At 71.3% G+C, this 12,886-nt stretch carries 8 protein-coding genes; 7 read left to right on the top strand and 1 reads right to left on the bottom strand.

Annotation, left to right across the window (positions count from 1 at the left end):
* The 4 genes from queA to lpdA all read left to right on the top strand — a co-directional run bounded on the left by queA (nt 1) and on the right by lpdA (nt 4,563).
* The gene (gene queA / locus HCU73_RS17530) at nt 1-1,056 is read left to right on the top strand and encodes a tRNA preQ1(34) S-adenosylmethionine ribosyltransferase-isomerase QueA (protein WP_168624784.1); all 1,056 of its coding nucleotides are present in this window, start codon (nt 1-3) and stop codon (nt 1,054-1,056) included.
* A gap of 46 nt (nt 1,057-1,102) precedes the next feature.
* A complete protein-coding gene (locus tag HCU73_RS17535; protein ID WP_168624785.1) occupies nt 1,103-2,368 on the top strand; it encodes an MFS transporter in 1,266 nt (421 codons plus the stop codon).
* 20 nt (nt 2,369-2,388) lie between these two features.
* On the top strand, nt 2,389-2,976 hold the full coding sequence (locus HCU73_RS17540) for a DUF924 family protein (protein ID WP_168624786.1): 588 nt from the start codon (nt 2,389-2,391) through the stop codon (nt 2,974-2,976).
* Nucleotides 2,977-3,168: 192 nt separating this feature from the next.
* Entirely contained in the window at nt 3,169-4,563 is a 1,395-nt protein-coding gene (gene lpdA / locus HCU73_RS17545) for a dihydrolipoyl dehydrogenase (RefSeq protein ID WP_168624787.1), read from the top strand.
* 54 nt (nt 4,564-4,617) lie between these two features.
* Here lpdA and HCU73_RS17550 read toward each other — a convergent pair whose 3' ends face one another.
* Nucleotides 4,618-7,626, bottom strand: coding sequence for a VWA domain-containing protein (locus HCU73_RS17550; protein WP_168624788.1), 3,009 nt, complete (start codon nt 7,624-7,626; stop codon nt 4,618-4,620).
* 147 nt (nt 7,627-7,773) lie between these two features.
* Between HCU73_RS17550 and HCU73_RS17555 the strand changes: the two genes are divergently transcribed.
* From HCU73_RS17555 to HCU73_RS17565, 3 genes are all read left to right on the top strand, one after another.
* Nucleotides 7,774-8,910 (top strand): MFS transporter, encoded by a 1,137-nt coding sequence (locus tag HCU73_RS17555; protein WP_168624789.1) that lies wholly within the window; start codon nt 7,774-7,776, stop codon nt 8,908-8,910.
* Nucleotides 8,911-8,986: 76 nt separating this feature from the next.
* Complete coding sequence (gene uvrA, locus HCU73_RS17560; protein ID WP_168624790.1) at nt 8,987-11,896, top strand: excinuclease ABC subunit UvrA; 2,910 nt, start codon at nt 8,987-8,989, stop codon at nt 11,894-11,896.
* A 104-nt stretch (nt 11,897-12,000) separates the two neighbouring features.
* A complete protein-coding gene (locus HCU73_RS17565; RefSeq protein ID WP_168624791.1) occupies nt 12,001-12,885 on the top strand; it encodes a patatin-like phospholipase family protein in 885 nt (294 codons plus the stop codon).
* The last annotated feature ends 1 nt before the right edge of the window (nt 12,886 follow it).

Consider the following 12,886-nt stretch of genomic DNA (forward strand, 5'->3'; position numbering starts at 1 on the left):
ATGAAGCTCGACGATTTCGATTTCGACCTGCCCGAGGACCTGATCGCCACGCGCCCCGCGCGGCCGCGATCCTCGGCGCGTCTGCTCTACGCCAACGGCCCCGAGACCCAGGACCGGCATGTCCACGACCTGCCGTCGATCCTGCGCCGCGGCGACCGGCTGATCCTGAACGACACCCGCGTGATCCCCGCGCGGCTGACCGGCGAGCGGCTGCGCGCGACGCCCGAGGGCGAGGTGCGCGCCAAGGTCGAGGTCACGCTGATGGAGCCGCAGGCCGACGGCACCTGGTCGGCGCTGGCGAAACCGCTGCGCAAGCTGGGCCTGGGCGAGACCATCGTCTTTTCCCCCGACCTGTCGGCCGAGGTGCAGGGCCTGCACGACGGGCTGCGCCTGCGCTTCAACCTCACGGGGCCCGACTTCGACGCCGCGCTCAACGCCGCGGGCGCCATGCCGCTGCCGCCCTACATCGCCGGCAAGCGCGCCCCCGACGAGCGCGACCGCGAGGATTACCAGACCATCTGGGCGAAACGCGCGGGCGCGGTGGCCGCGCCGACGGCAAGCCTGCATTTCGACGAGGCGCTGGTGGCCGCGCTGGGGCAGGCGGGGATCGACTTCACCTTCGTCACGCTCCATGTCGGCGCGGGCACCTTCCTGCCGGTCACGGTCGACGACGTGACCACCCACCGGATGCACGCCGAATGGGGCGAGGTGCGCCCGCAGGCCGCCGACGAGATGAACGCGACCCGCGCCGCCGGCGGCCGGATCATCCCCGTGGGCACCACCGCGCTCCGCCTGATCGAGACGGCGGCGGCCGCGGACGGCACCATGCGGCCCTTCGAGGGCGACACCGACATCTTCATCTACCCCGGCTATGCCTGGAAGATCACCGACGGGCTGATGACCAATTTCCACCTGCCGAAATCGACGCTGATGATGCTGGTCTCGGCTCTGATGGGGCAGGACCGGGTGCGCGAGATCTACGCCCACGCCATCGCGGAGCGCTACCGGTTCTTCTCCTACGGGGATGCCTCCTTGCTCATGCCCGCCCGGATGTGAGAGACCGGGGCAGGGGCGAAACGCCCCGTGGAAAGGACCGGCCGCGATGATCGGCGTCTTGCGCACAACCTGGCCGCTGTTCCTGGGCCTGATGTTCCTGATGCTCGGCAACGGCCTGCAGGGCACGCTCCTGGGCATCCGCGGCGCCGAGGAGGGATTCACCACCGGGCAGATGTCAGTGGTGATGTCGGCCTATTTCGTGGGCTTCCTGTTCGCCTCGCGCATGGCGCCGGCGATGATCCGCCGGGTCGGGCATGTCCGCGTCTTCGCGGCGCTCGGTTCCTTCATCTCGGCCGCGCTGATCCTGTTCCCGACGCTGACCGACCCGATCGCCTGGACGCTGCTGCGCGTGGTCATCGGGTTCTGCTTCTGCGGGGTCTACATCACGGTCGAAAGCTGGCTGAACGACGCCTCGTCGAACGAGACGCGGGGGCGCGCGATGTCGCTCTACCTGATCGTGCAGATGGTGGGCATCATCGCGGCGCAGGCGCTCCTGAACCTGCCGGACCCGAGCGGGTTCCTTTTGTTCATCATCCCCTCGGTGCTGGTCTCCATCGCCTTCGCGCCGATCCTGCTGACGGCCAACCCCGCGCCGGTCTTCGCCGACGCCAAGCGGATGCGGCTGGCCGAGATCTACCGCACCTCGCCGCTCGGCTGCGTGTCGGTGTTCCTGCTCGGCGGCATCTTCTCGGCGCTGTTCGGCATGGCCTCGGTGTTCGGCACCGAGGCGGGGCTGACGGTGGGCGAGATCTCGATCTTCGTGGCGATCATCTACACCGGGGGGCTTTTGTGCCAGTATCCCATCGGCTGGGCGTCGGACCGGATGGACCGCCGCACGCTGATCCTGGGGCTGTCGGCCTTCGGGGCGGTGGCGTCGCTGGCCGTGCTGCCCTTCGTGGGCCAGTTCGGCGCGCTGCTGGTGGTGGGGTTCGTCATCGGCGGGGTGGCCAACCCGCTCTATTCCCTCGCCATCGCCTACACCAACGATTACCTTGCGCCCGAGGACATGGCGAGCGCGTCCGCGGGCCTCTTGCTCCTGAACGGGATCGGGGCGATCGGCGGGCCGCTGCTGGTGGGCTGGCTCATGGCGGCGACGGGGCCGGGGGGCTTCTTCGCCTTCATGGGCGGCCTCCTGGCGCTGATGGCGGCCTACTCGGCCTGGCGGATGACGCGGCGGCCGGCGGGGGCCAAGACCGGCGCCTTCGTGGCGGTGGTGCCCAGCGTCTCGCCCGCCACGGTGGCGGCCGCCGCCATCGAGGCGTCGGTGCGCGACCGGGCCGAACCGGGCGACGAGGCGGTGGCGAAGGGCTGAGAACAGGGGGAAGCCGGGCGATGAGGACGGCCAAGACGAACCGGGCGGGCGAGGTCCTGACCTTCTGGGAGGAGGCGGGCCCGGCGACGTGGTACGCCAAGGACGAGCTGTTCGACCGCACCATCCGCGACCGCTTCGGCGCGCTTTGGGAAACCGCCTGCGACGGGGCCTGCGACCACTGGGCGATGGGGCCGCGCGGCGCGCTGGCCCTGATCGTGCTGCTCGACCAGTTCCCGCGCAACATGTTCCGCGACAGCCCGCGCGCCTTCGCCTCGGACGCCCGCGCCCTGCGCTTTGCCAGCACCGCGGTTCTGCACGGCTGGGACCTGCGGGTGGCGGGGCCGCTGCGGCAGTTCGTCTACATGCCCTTCATGCATTCCGAGCGGCTGACCGACCAGGACCGGTCGGTGCGGCTGTTCAAGGCGCGGATGGCCGAGGGCGACAACCTGCTGCACGCCCGCGTCCACCGCGAGATCATCCGCCGCTTCGGCCGCTTTCCCTACCGCAACGCGGCGCTGGGGCGGGTGTCGACGCCCGAGGAACAGGCGTTCCTGACCGGCGCGGGCTACGGCGGCATCCTGCGCGAGCTGGAGCCGGCGGCGGCCTGAGTCGACGGAGAACCGCGGTTTTCTTGGGCGCGAAACCGCGGTGCCGCGGTTCCGTCTTGCCGAAGCCACACGCCCCCGCGCCGGCGGCCAGCCCTGCGCCCCGCGCAAACCCGCCTGCGACCCAACGGCAATTGTCCGCGCGCCCGGAAATCGTTTAACGTTGAACAAATGATTTCCGGAGGAGAACGACCCGTGGCATCCCAGAGTTTCGACGTCATCGTGATCGGTGCCGGCCCCGGCGGCTATGTCGCCGCCATCCGCGCCAGCCAGCTGGGCCTCAAGACGGCCATCGTCGAACGCGAGCACATGGGCGGCATCTGCCTGAACTGGGGCTGCATCCCCACCAAGGCGATGCTGCGGTCGTCCGAGGTTTTCCACCTGATGCACCGCGCCAAGGATTTCGGGCTCAAGGCCGAGAACATCTCCTACGACCTCGACGCGGTGGTGAAGCGGTCGCGCGGCGTGGCCAAGCAGCTGAACTCGGGCGTCGGCCACCTGATGAAGAAGAACAAGGTCACCGTCCTGATGGGCGAGGCGACCATCCCCGCCAAGGGCCGCGTCACGGTCAAGACCGACAAGGGCACCGAGGATCTGACCGCGCCCCACATCATCCTGGCCACCGGCGCCCGCGCGCGCGAACTGCCGGGGCTCGAGGCCGACGGCAAGCGGGTCTGGACCTACAAGCACGCGCTGGTCCCGCCGCACATGCCCAAGAAGCTGCTGGTGATCGGCTCGGGCGCCATCGGGATCGAGTTCGCCAGCTTCTACAACACGCTCGGCGCCGACACGACCGTGGTCGAGGTGATGGACCGCATCCTGCCCGTCGAGGACGCCGAGATCAGCGCCTTCGCCAAGAAGTCCTTCGAGAAGCAGGGGATGAAGATCATCCAGAAGGGCACGGTCAAGAAGCTCGACCGCGCGGCCGACAAGGTCACGGCCCACATCGAGGTGGGCGGCAAGACCGAAACGCATGAGTTCGACACCGTGATCTCGGCCGTCGGCATCGTCGGCAACGTGGAGAACCTCGGGCTCGAGGCGCTCGGCGTGAAGATCGACCGCACCCACGTCGTGACCGACGACCACTGCCGCACCGGGGTCGAGGGGCTGTACGCCATCGGCGACGTCGCCGGCGCGCCGTGGCTGGCGCACAAGGCGTCGCACGAGGGCGTCATGGTCGCCGAGATGATCGCGGGCCGCCCCGTGCACCCGATCAAGGCCACCTCCATCCCCGGCTGCACCTACTGCCACCCGCAGGTGGCGAGCGTCGGTCTGACCGAGGCCAAGGCCAAGGAGCTGGGCCACGAGGTCCGCGTCGGCCGCTTCCCCTTCATCGGCAACGGCAAGGCCATCGCGCTGGGCGAGCCCGAGGGGCTGGTGAAGACGGTGTTCGACGCCAGGACGGGCGAGCTTCTGGGCGCGCACATGATCGGCGCGGAAGTCACCGAGATGATCCAGGGCTACACGTTGGGCAAGCAGCTGGAGACCACCGAGGAGGACCTGATGCACACGGTCTTCCCGCACCCGACCCTGTCCGAGATGATGCACGAAAGCGTGCTCGACGCCTACGGCCGCGTCATTCACATCTGACCCGGACGCCAGGGCAAAGGGGGCGGTCCCGCCGGGGCCGCCCCTTTTTCGTGCCTACTCCAGCGTGATCGGCACCTCGGCGATGGCCGAGTAGTCGGTGCCGAGGAAGTAGCGGATCGCGTAGGCGCCGGGCGTCTCGGGCAGGGTCAGCTGGGCGGGGTTGCCGTCGCGGGTGTAGGTGTAGGCCACCCAGCCGCCGTCCGATCCGTCGGCCAGCCCGATCCCGAGGAAATCGCCGTCGTAGCCCGGCCCGGTCCAGCCCACCTCGATCGTCGATCCCGCCGCCGCACGGGCGGGCGCCGTGATCGTGGCGCCGACCGCCGTCACCGTGATCGGCGTCTGGGCGATGGCGGTGTAGTCCTGCCCGACGATGTAGCGGATCAGGTAGTCGCCGGGTTCGGTCGGCATCTCCAGGCGCAGCGGGTTGCCCTCGCGGGTGTAGGTGTAGGTCTCCCACTGGGCGCCGTCGGTCGCGTCCACCCGGCCGACGCCGAGGAAGTCGCCGTCATAGCCCGGCCCGGTCCAGCCCACCTCGACCATGGCCCCCGCCACCGCGCTGGCCGGCGCGGTGATCGACGCGCCCACGGCGGTGACGGTGATCGGCACCTGCGCCAGCGGCGTTGCGTCCTGGTTCAGGAAGTAGGTGATCAGGTAGTCGCCGGGCGTGACCGGCACCGCCAGCCGCAGGGGGCTGCCGTCGCGGGTGTAGGTGTAGTTCTCCCAGCGCCGGCCGCCCTCAGCCCCGACGAGCCCGATGCCGATGTAGTCCTGCGGCGCGTCCGGGCCGGTCCAGCCGACCTCGATGGTCGATCCGGCCACGGCGGTCGCGGGCGCGGTCAGGCTGGCGCTGGCCGCGGTCACGGTGATCGGCAGCTCGGCGATGACCGTGTTGTCCTGGTTCACGACGTAGCGGATCACGTAGTCGCCGGGGGCGGGGGGCACCTCCAGCCGCAGGGGGTTGCCCTCGCGGGTGTAGGTGTAGTTGTCCCAGCGGTCGGACCGTTCCGCGGTGGCCAGCCCGATGCCGATGAAATCCTGCGGGTAGCCGGGGCCGGTCCAGCCCACCTCGATGGTCGAACCCGCCGCCGCCGTCGCCGGCCCGGTCAGGGTGGCGGTGACCGGGGTCACGGTGATCGGCAGCTCGGCGATGACGGTCTGGTCCTGGTTCGCGATGTAGCGGATCAGGTAGTCGCCGGGCGTCACCGGCACCTCGAGCAGCAGGGGGTTGCCCTCGCGGGTGTAGGTGTAGTTTTCCCAGCGGTCCGAGCGTTCGGCCGTGGTCAGCCCGATGCCGATGTAGTCCTGCCGGTAGTCGGGGCCGGTCCAGCCGACCTCGATGGTGGACCCGGCCACGGCGGTGGCAGGCGCGGTCAGGGTGGCGCTGACCGGCGTCACGGTGATCGGCACCTCGGCCAGCACCTCGGCCCCGTCCGACGAGAAGTAGCGGATCAGGTGCGGCCCGGGCTGCATCGGCATTTCCAGCATCAGGGGCGAGGGCTCGCGGGTGTAGGTGTAGTTGTCCCAGCGCGCCGACCCGGTGGCCTCCGGGGTGCCGACGCCGATGTAGTCGCGCGGGTCGCCCGGGCCGGTCCAGCCGACCTCGATGGTGGCGCCGGCCACGGCGGTGGCGGGGGCGGTCAGGCTGGCCGCCGGCAGCGGCGCCTCGAACACCAGCACGATCTCGCGCGGCTGGTCGACGATGACGAAGTCGGCCGCCTGTTCCACCTCGCGCGCGGTCCAGTAGCCGGTGACACGGTAGGCGCCGCGGGTCAGTGCGACCTGCGCCGGGTTGGCCGGCGCGATCTCGCCCGCGGGGGCCAGCGGCGTCACCTCCCACAGCACCGGGTCGGTGATGAGCGGCCCGTCGGCGCTGTCGAGCCGCGCGGTGAAGGTCACGTCGACCAGCAGCGCGGGCAGCGGGATCACCACCTCCTGCGGCTGGCCCGAGACGACCGTGAAGCGCGCCTCATGCGTCGTGCCCTGCGCCACGCGCAGCACGCTGAGCCGGTAGTCGCCGGGCAGGAGCTGCACGTTGCCGCCGGGCGCCTGCACGGGGCCCAGCAGCACGTTGCCCGCGGCATCCGTCAGGGTCCAGTCGAGGGGCGAGGCGGGCACCGACATGTCGGGCTCCACCCGCGCGGTGAAGGTGACGGGCACCGTCTCCACGATCTCTGGCATCGGCACGACGACCGGGGCGATCCCGCCCGGCACGACGGTGAAGCCGGCCTGGTAGGGCACCGGCCCCGCGGGTTCGGCCCGCGTCGCGCGGGCGATGTAGGCGCCTGGCAGGAGGTCGGCGGCGATGGCCGCGCCCTGCGTGCCGTCGGACAGGACGGCGCCGTCGGCGGTCAGGATGGTCCAGGTCACGGGCCGGGTCGGCGGGGTGTTGCCGGGCACCACCACGGCCTGCAGCTGCACCGACACCGGGGCAGGGGCCTGCACCACCTGCTGCAGCGCGCTGGACAGTTCGGCGGCGTTGTCGGCGGTCAGGAACAGCCCGCCGGTGCCCTCGGCGATGCACTGCATCTGCGCGCGCGCCTCGGGTTCCGAGGCGACGTCGAAGCCGATCACGTGGGCGGTGAAGGCGACGCCGGCCTCTTCCAGCGCGCGGGCCATGGCGCAGGGGTCGGGGTTGCAGTTCTCGATCCCGTCCGACACCAGGATGACGGTCGCCGCCTCCTCGGTGTAGCGCAGCGACTGCGCCGCGGCGACGACGGCGTCGGTCATCGGCGTGCGGCCGCGGGGGTTGATGCTGTTCACCGCCTCGAGGATCCGGTCCTGGGTGAAGGGGCCGGGGGCGACGATGGTCTCGATGTCGGTGCAGGACCCGCGCTCGCGGTGGCCGTAGACCGTCAGGCCCAGCGACGCGTCGTCGGGCAGGTCGGCCAGCAGCTCGGCGATCACCTCGCGGGCGATGACGACCTTGTTCACCCCGTCGATCTGCCCCCACATCGAGCCCGAGGCGTCGAGCACGAGAATGGTGTTCGGCCGGTCGCCCTGCTGCGCCAGCGCGGCCAGCGGCAGCAGGAGGAGGGAAAGAAGGGCGATCAGAAAGGCACGCATCGGGAATGGTCCTGTTGTTGTGACATCGGGACGGAGTCTGTCATCCGCCACGCTAGACCACTGCGCGCCGATCAAGAAGCAAGGAATTCCGCCGGTTGGCGCCACGCCATGCTTGACCCCGGGGGGCCGCGCGGCGATGCAGGCGCCATGGCGCGCGATCTTCCCCACCTGCCGGACCGGACCCCGTGGGCGTTGATCGGCGCGCTCTACGCCGCGGGCCTCGTGGCGGCGGGGCAGTTCGCCAAGGTCTCCCTCACGCTGCCGGCGCTGGCGCTGGCCTACCCGGACGCGCCGGTCGCCTTCGCCGTGTCGGGCGTGGCGGTCATGGGCATCCTGTTCGGCGTCATGGCGGGCGGGATCACCGCCAGCCTCGGGCCGCGGCGGGCGATCCTGGCGGCGCTGGCCCTGTCGGCGCTGGCGGGGGCGGGGCAGGCGGTGCTGCCGCCCTTCGCGGCGCTGATGGCGCTGAGGGTGCTGGAGGGCGCGGGGCACCTGGTGCTTGTGGTGGCGATCCCGACGCTGATGGCCGGCCTCGCCGCGCCGCGCGACCGGGGGCTGGTCATGGGCATCTGGGCGACGTTCTTCGGCGTCGGCTTCGCGCTGGCGGCGCTGGTGGTGGGGCAGGACGCCGGCGTGGTCTACGGCACCCACGCGGGCCTCGCCGCGCTGCTGGGCCTGGTGTTGTGGCGGATGCTGCCGCCGCGGGTGGCCACGGCGCCCCGGCCCCTGCCGCGGCTGGCCGACCATGTCGCCATCTACCGCACCCCGCGCCTGTTCGCGCCCGCGCTGGGCCACGGCACCTACGCCTTCCTGTTCCTTGCGCTGGTCACCTTCCTGCCCGCCGCGCTGGGCGCGCCCTGGCTGGCGGCGGTGCTGCCGCTGGTGGGGCTGGCGGGGTCGCTGGCGGTGGGGCCGCTGACCCGGCTGGTGGCGCCGGGGGCGCTGGTCGCGGGGGGCTTTGCCGCCATGGCGGCGCTGTTCGCGGCGGCGCTGGTGCTGCCGGGGCTGGCCGTGCCGCTGGTGGTGGCGGGGATGCTGGTGTCGGGGGTCATCGCCGGCGGGGGCTTTGCCGCGGTGCCCTGGCTGAACGGCGCCGAGGCGGACCGGGCGCTGGCCAACGGCGCGCTGGCGCAGCTGGGCAACATCGGCACCTTCTCGGGCACGCCGGTGCTGGCCGCGCTGGGGGCGGGGGCGAGCCTGCCCATGGCCATCGCGGTGGGCGTTTTCGGGGCCGCGGCCACCGCGCTGGCCTATCGCGCCGCCGCGCGGGTGAATGTTCGCTGAACGTTCTCACATTTTGGTTGGAGACTCGGCCGCGCTCCCCTATCTGTTGCCGAACCGTTAACCACAGGCCCTCCCCATGCCCGAGCTGAAGCAGATCGAGGTGCGCGGCGCGCGCGAGCACAACCTCAAGAACGTCGATCTCGACATCCCCCGCGACCGGCTGGTGGTGATCACCGGGCTGTCGGGCTCGGGCAAGTCGTCGCTCGCCTTCGACACGATCTACGCCGAGGGGCAGCGCCGCTATGTCGAGAGCCTGTCGGCCTATGCGCGCCAGTTCCTCGACATGATGCAGAAGCCCGACGTGGACCACATCTCGGGCCTGTCGCCGGCGATCTCGATCGAGCAGAAGACGACTTCTAAGAACCCGCGCTCCACCGTCGGCACGGTGACGGAGATCTACGACTACCTGCGGCTCCTTTTCGCCCGCGCGGGCACGCCCTATTCGCCGGCGACCGGCTTGCCGATCGAGGCGCAGCAGGTGCAGGACATGGTCGACCGGGTGATGGCGATGGAGGAGGGGACGCGCGCCTACCTGCTCGCCCCCATCGTGCGCGACCGCAAGGGCGAGTATCGCAAGGAGTTCCTGGAGCTGCGCAAGCAGGGCTTCCAGCGGGTGAAGGTGGACGGGGAGTTCTACGAGCTCGACGCGCCGCCCACGCTGGACAAGAAGTTCCGCCACGACATCGACGTGGTGGTCGACCGGATCGTGGTGCGGCCGGGGATCGAGACGCGGCTGGCGGACAGTTTCCGCACCGCGCTGGACCTGGCCGACGGGATCGCGGTGCTGGAGACCGTGCCGCGCGGCTCCTCGGAGGCCTCCGCCTCCTCGTCGCGCGAGGAGGGCTCGGCAGAGACCGACGAGCCGGCGCGCATCACCTTTTCCGAGAATTTCGCCTGCCCCGTCTCGGGCTTCACCATCCCCGAGATCGAGCCGCGCCTGTTCTCGTTCAACGCGCCCTTCGGCGCCTGCCCGGTCTGCGACGGGCTGGGGATGGAGCTGTTCTTCGACGAGCGCCTGATGGTGCCCGACGCCGCCCTCAGCCTCGAGAACGGCGCCATCGCGCCCTGGCGCAAGGGCAAGTCGCCCTATTTCACCCAGACCATCCACGCCATCGCCCGCCACTACGGCTTCGACCCCAAGACCCCGTGGAAGAACCTGTCGCCCGCCGTGCAGCAGGTGTTCCTGCGCGGCTCGGGCGAGGAGGAGATCCAGTTCCGCTATGACGAGGGCGGCCGCGTCTACCAGGTGAAACGCACCTTCGAGGGCGTCATTCCCAACATGGAGCGCCGCTACCGCGAGACCGACAGCGCCTGGGTCCGCGAGGAGTTCGAGCAGTACCAGAACAACCGCCCCTGCGGCGCCTGCGGCGGCTACCGGCTGCGCCCCGAGGCGCTGGCGGTGCGGGTCGCGGGGCTGCACGTGGGCGAGGTGGTGCAGATGTCGATCCGCGAGGCCCATCGCTGGTGCGAGACGGTGCCCGCCCACCTGACCGCGCAGAAGAACGAGATCGCCCGCGCCATCCTCAAGGAGATCCGCGAGCGGCTGGGTTTCCTGAACAACGTCGGCCTGGACTACCTGACGCTCAGCCGCAATGCCGGCACGCTGTCGGGCGGGGAAAGCCAGCGCATCCGGCTCGCCTCCCAGATCGGCAGCGGGCTGACCGGCGTGCTCTACGTCCTCGACGAGCCCTCGATCGGGTTGCACCAGCGCGACAACTCCCGCCTGCTCGACACGCTGCGCAACCTGCGCGACCAGGGCAACACGGTGCTGGTGGTGGAGCATGACGAGGAGGCGATCCGCGACGCCGACTACGTCTTCGACATCGGCCCCGGCGCGGGCGTGCATGGCGGCCGCGTGGTGGCGCATGGCACGCCGGCCGAGATCGCGGCCGACCCGGCCAGCCTGACCGGGCAATACCTGTCGGGCGCGCGCGAGATCTCGGTACCGGCCGAGCGGCGCAAGGGCAACGGCAAGAAGCTGACGGTGGTCAAGGCCACCGGCAACAACCTCAAGGCGGTGACGGCCGAGTTCCCGCTGGGCCGCTTCGTCTGCGTCACCGGCGTCTCGGGCGGGGGCAAGTCGACCCTCACCATCGAGACCCTGTTCAAGACCGCCGCGATGCGCCTGAACGGCGCCCGCGAGACGCCCGCGCCCTGCGAGACCATCAAGGGCTTCGAGCATCTCGACAAGGTGATCGACATCGACCAGCGCCCGATCGGCCGCACCCCGCGGTCGAACCCCGCGACCTACACCGGCGCCTTCACCCCGATCCGCGACTGGTTCGCCGGGCTGCCCGAGGCCAAGGCGCGGGGCTACGCGCCCGGGCGCTTCAGCTTCAACGTCAAGGGCGGCCGCTGCGAGGCCTGCCAGGGCGATGGCGTCATCAAGATCGAGATGCACTTCCTGCCCGACGTCTACGTGACCTGCGAGACCTGCAAGGGCAAGCGCTACAACCGCGAGACGCTGGAGGTGCAGTTCAAGGGCAAGTCCATCGCCGACGTGCTCGACATGACGGTCGAGGACGCGCAGGAGTTCTTCAAGGCGGTGCCGTCGATCCGCGAGAAGATGGACGCGCTGGTCCGGGTGGGCCTCGGCTACATCAAGGTGGGCCAGCAGGCGACGACTCTCTCGGGCGGCGAGGCGCAGCGGGTGAAGCTGTCGAAGGAGCTGTCGAAACGGTCGACGGGGCGCACGCTCTACATCCTCGACGAGCCGACGACGGGGCTGCATTTCGAGGATGTGCGCAAGCTGCTGGAGGTGCTGCACGAGCTGGTCGAGCAGGGCAACAGCGTGGTTGTGATCGAGCACAACCTCGACGTGGTCAAGACCGCCGACTGGATCATCGACATCGGCCCCGAGGGCGGCGACGGCGGCGGCGAGATCGTCGCCGCCGGCACGCCCGAGCAGGTGGCCGAGGTCGAGCGGTCGCACACCGGGCGCTACCTCAAGCCGATGCTGAAGCCGCGCAAGCACGCCGCCGAGTAGCGGGCGGCGCCGCCGCGCCCCCGACCCGGCGCCGCGCGGGCGGTTGCCGGGCTTGCGTATTTTCGGAAAGATGAAGGGCGGGGCGCGGCACGGGGGAGGCGGCGATGGTGGGCAGGCCGAAGGTGGGGCTGGCGCTCGGCTCGGGCGGGGCGCGGGGCTGGGCGCATCTGGGCGTGTTGTCGGTGCTGGACGAGATCGGCGTGCGCCCCGGCTTCATCGCGGGCAGTTCCATGGGCGCGCTGGTGGGCGCGGCCGAGGCGGGCGGCGCGCGGGCCGAGCTGGAGGCCTGGGCGCGCGGGCTGACGCAGGCGAGGTTCCTGCGGCTGATGGATTTCCGGTTCTCGGCCGGCGGGCTGGTGGCGGGGCGCGAGATCGCCTCGGTGCTGGGGGAGTGGGGGCTCGACGTCGGCATCGGCGCGCTTGACATTCCCTTCACCGCGGTCGCCACCGACCTGGAAACGGGCCGCGAGGTCTGGCTCGACGACGGGCCGCTCCTGCCGGCCGTGCGTGCCTCGGTCTCGATCCCCGGCCTGTTCTCGCCGCAGCACATCGACGGGCGCTGGCTGGTCGATGGCGGGCTGACGAACCCGGTGCCGGTCTCGGTGGCGCGGGCGCGGGGGGCGCGGGTGATCCTGGCGGTGAACCCCAATGCCAAGCCGTCGGGGCGGGTCTGGGTGCCGCAGCCGCCCGGGGCGGGCCTCTGGACGCGGCTGGCCGAGGCGCTGCCCGAGGCGCTGCGGCCCGAGGCGGCCGAGCCGGAGCCGACGCCCCAGGGCGCCGACGTGGTCGCGGCCTCGATCGACATGATGATGGAATACCTGCGCCGCACCCGCGCCGCCGCCGACCCGGCCGACGTGACGATCGAGATCAACCTGTCGGCGCTGTCGAGCCTGTCCTTCTTCGAGGCCGAGACCGCCATCGCCGCGGGCCGGGCGGCGGCCGAGGCCGCGCGGCCCCGGATCGAGGCGGCGCTGGAGGCCGTGGCCTGAG

This window comes from Roseicyclus persicicus (assembly GCF_012395815.1).
Classification (GTDB): domain Bacteria; phylum Pseudomonadota; class Alphaproteobacteria; order Rhodobacterales; family Rhodobacteraceae; genus Roseicyclus; species Roseicyclus persicicus.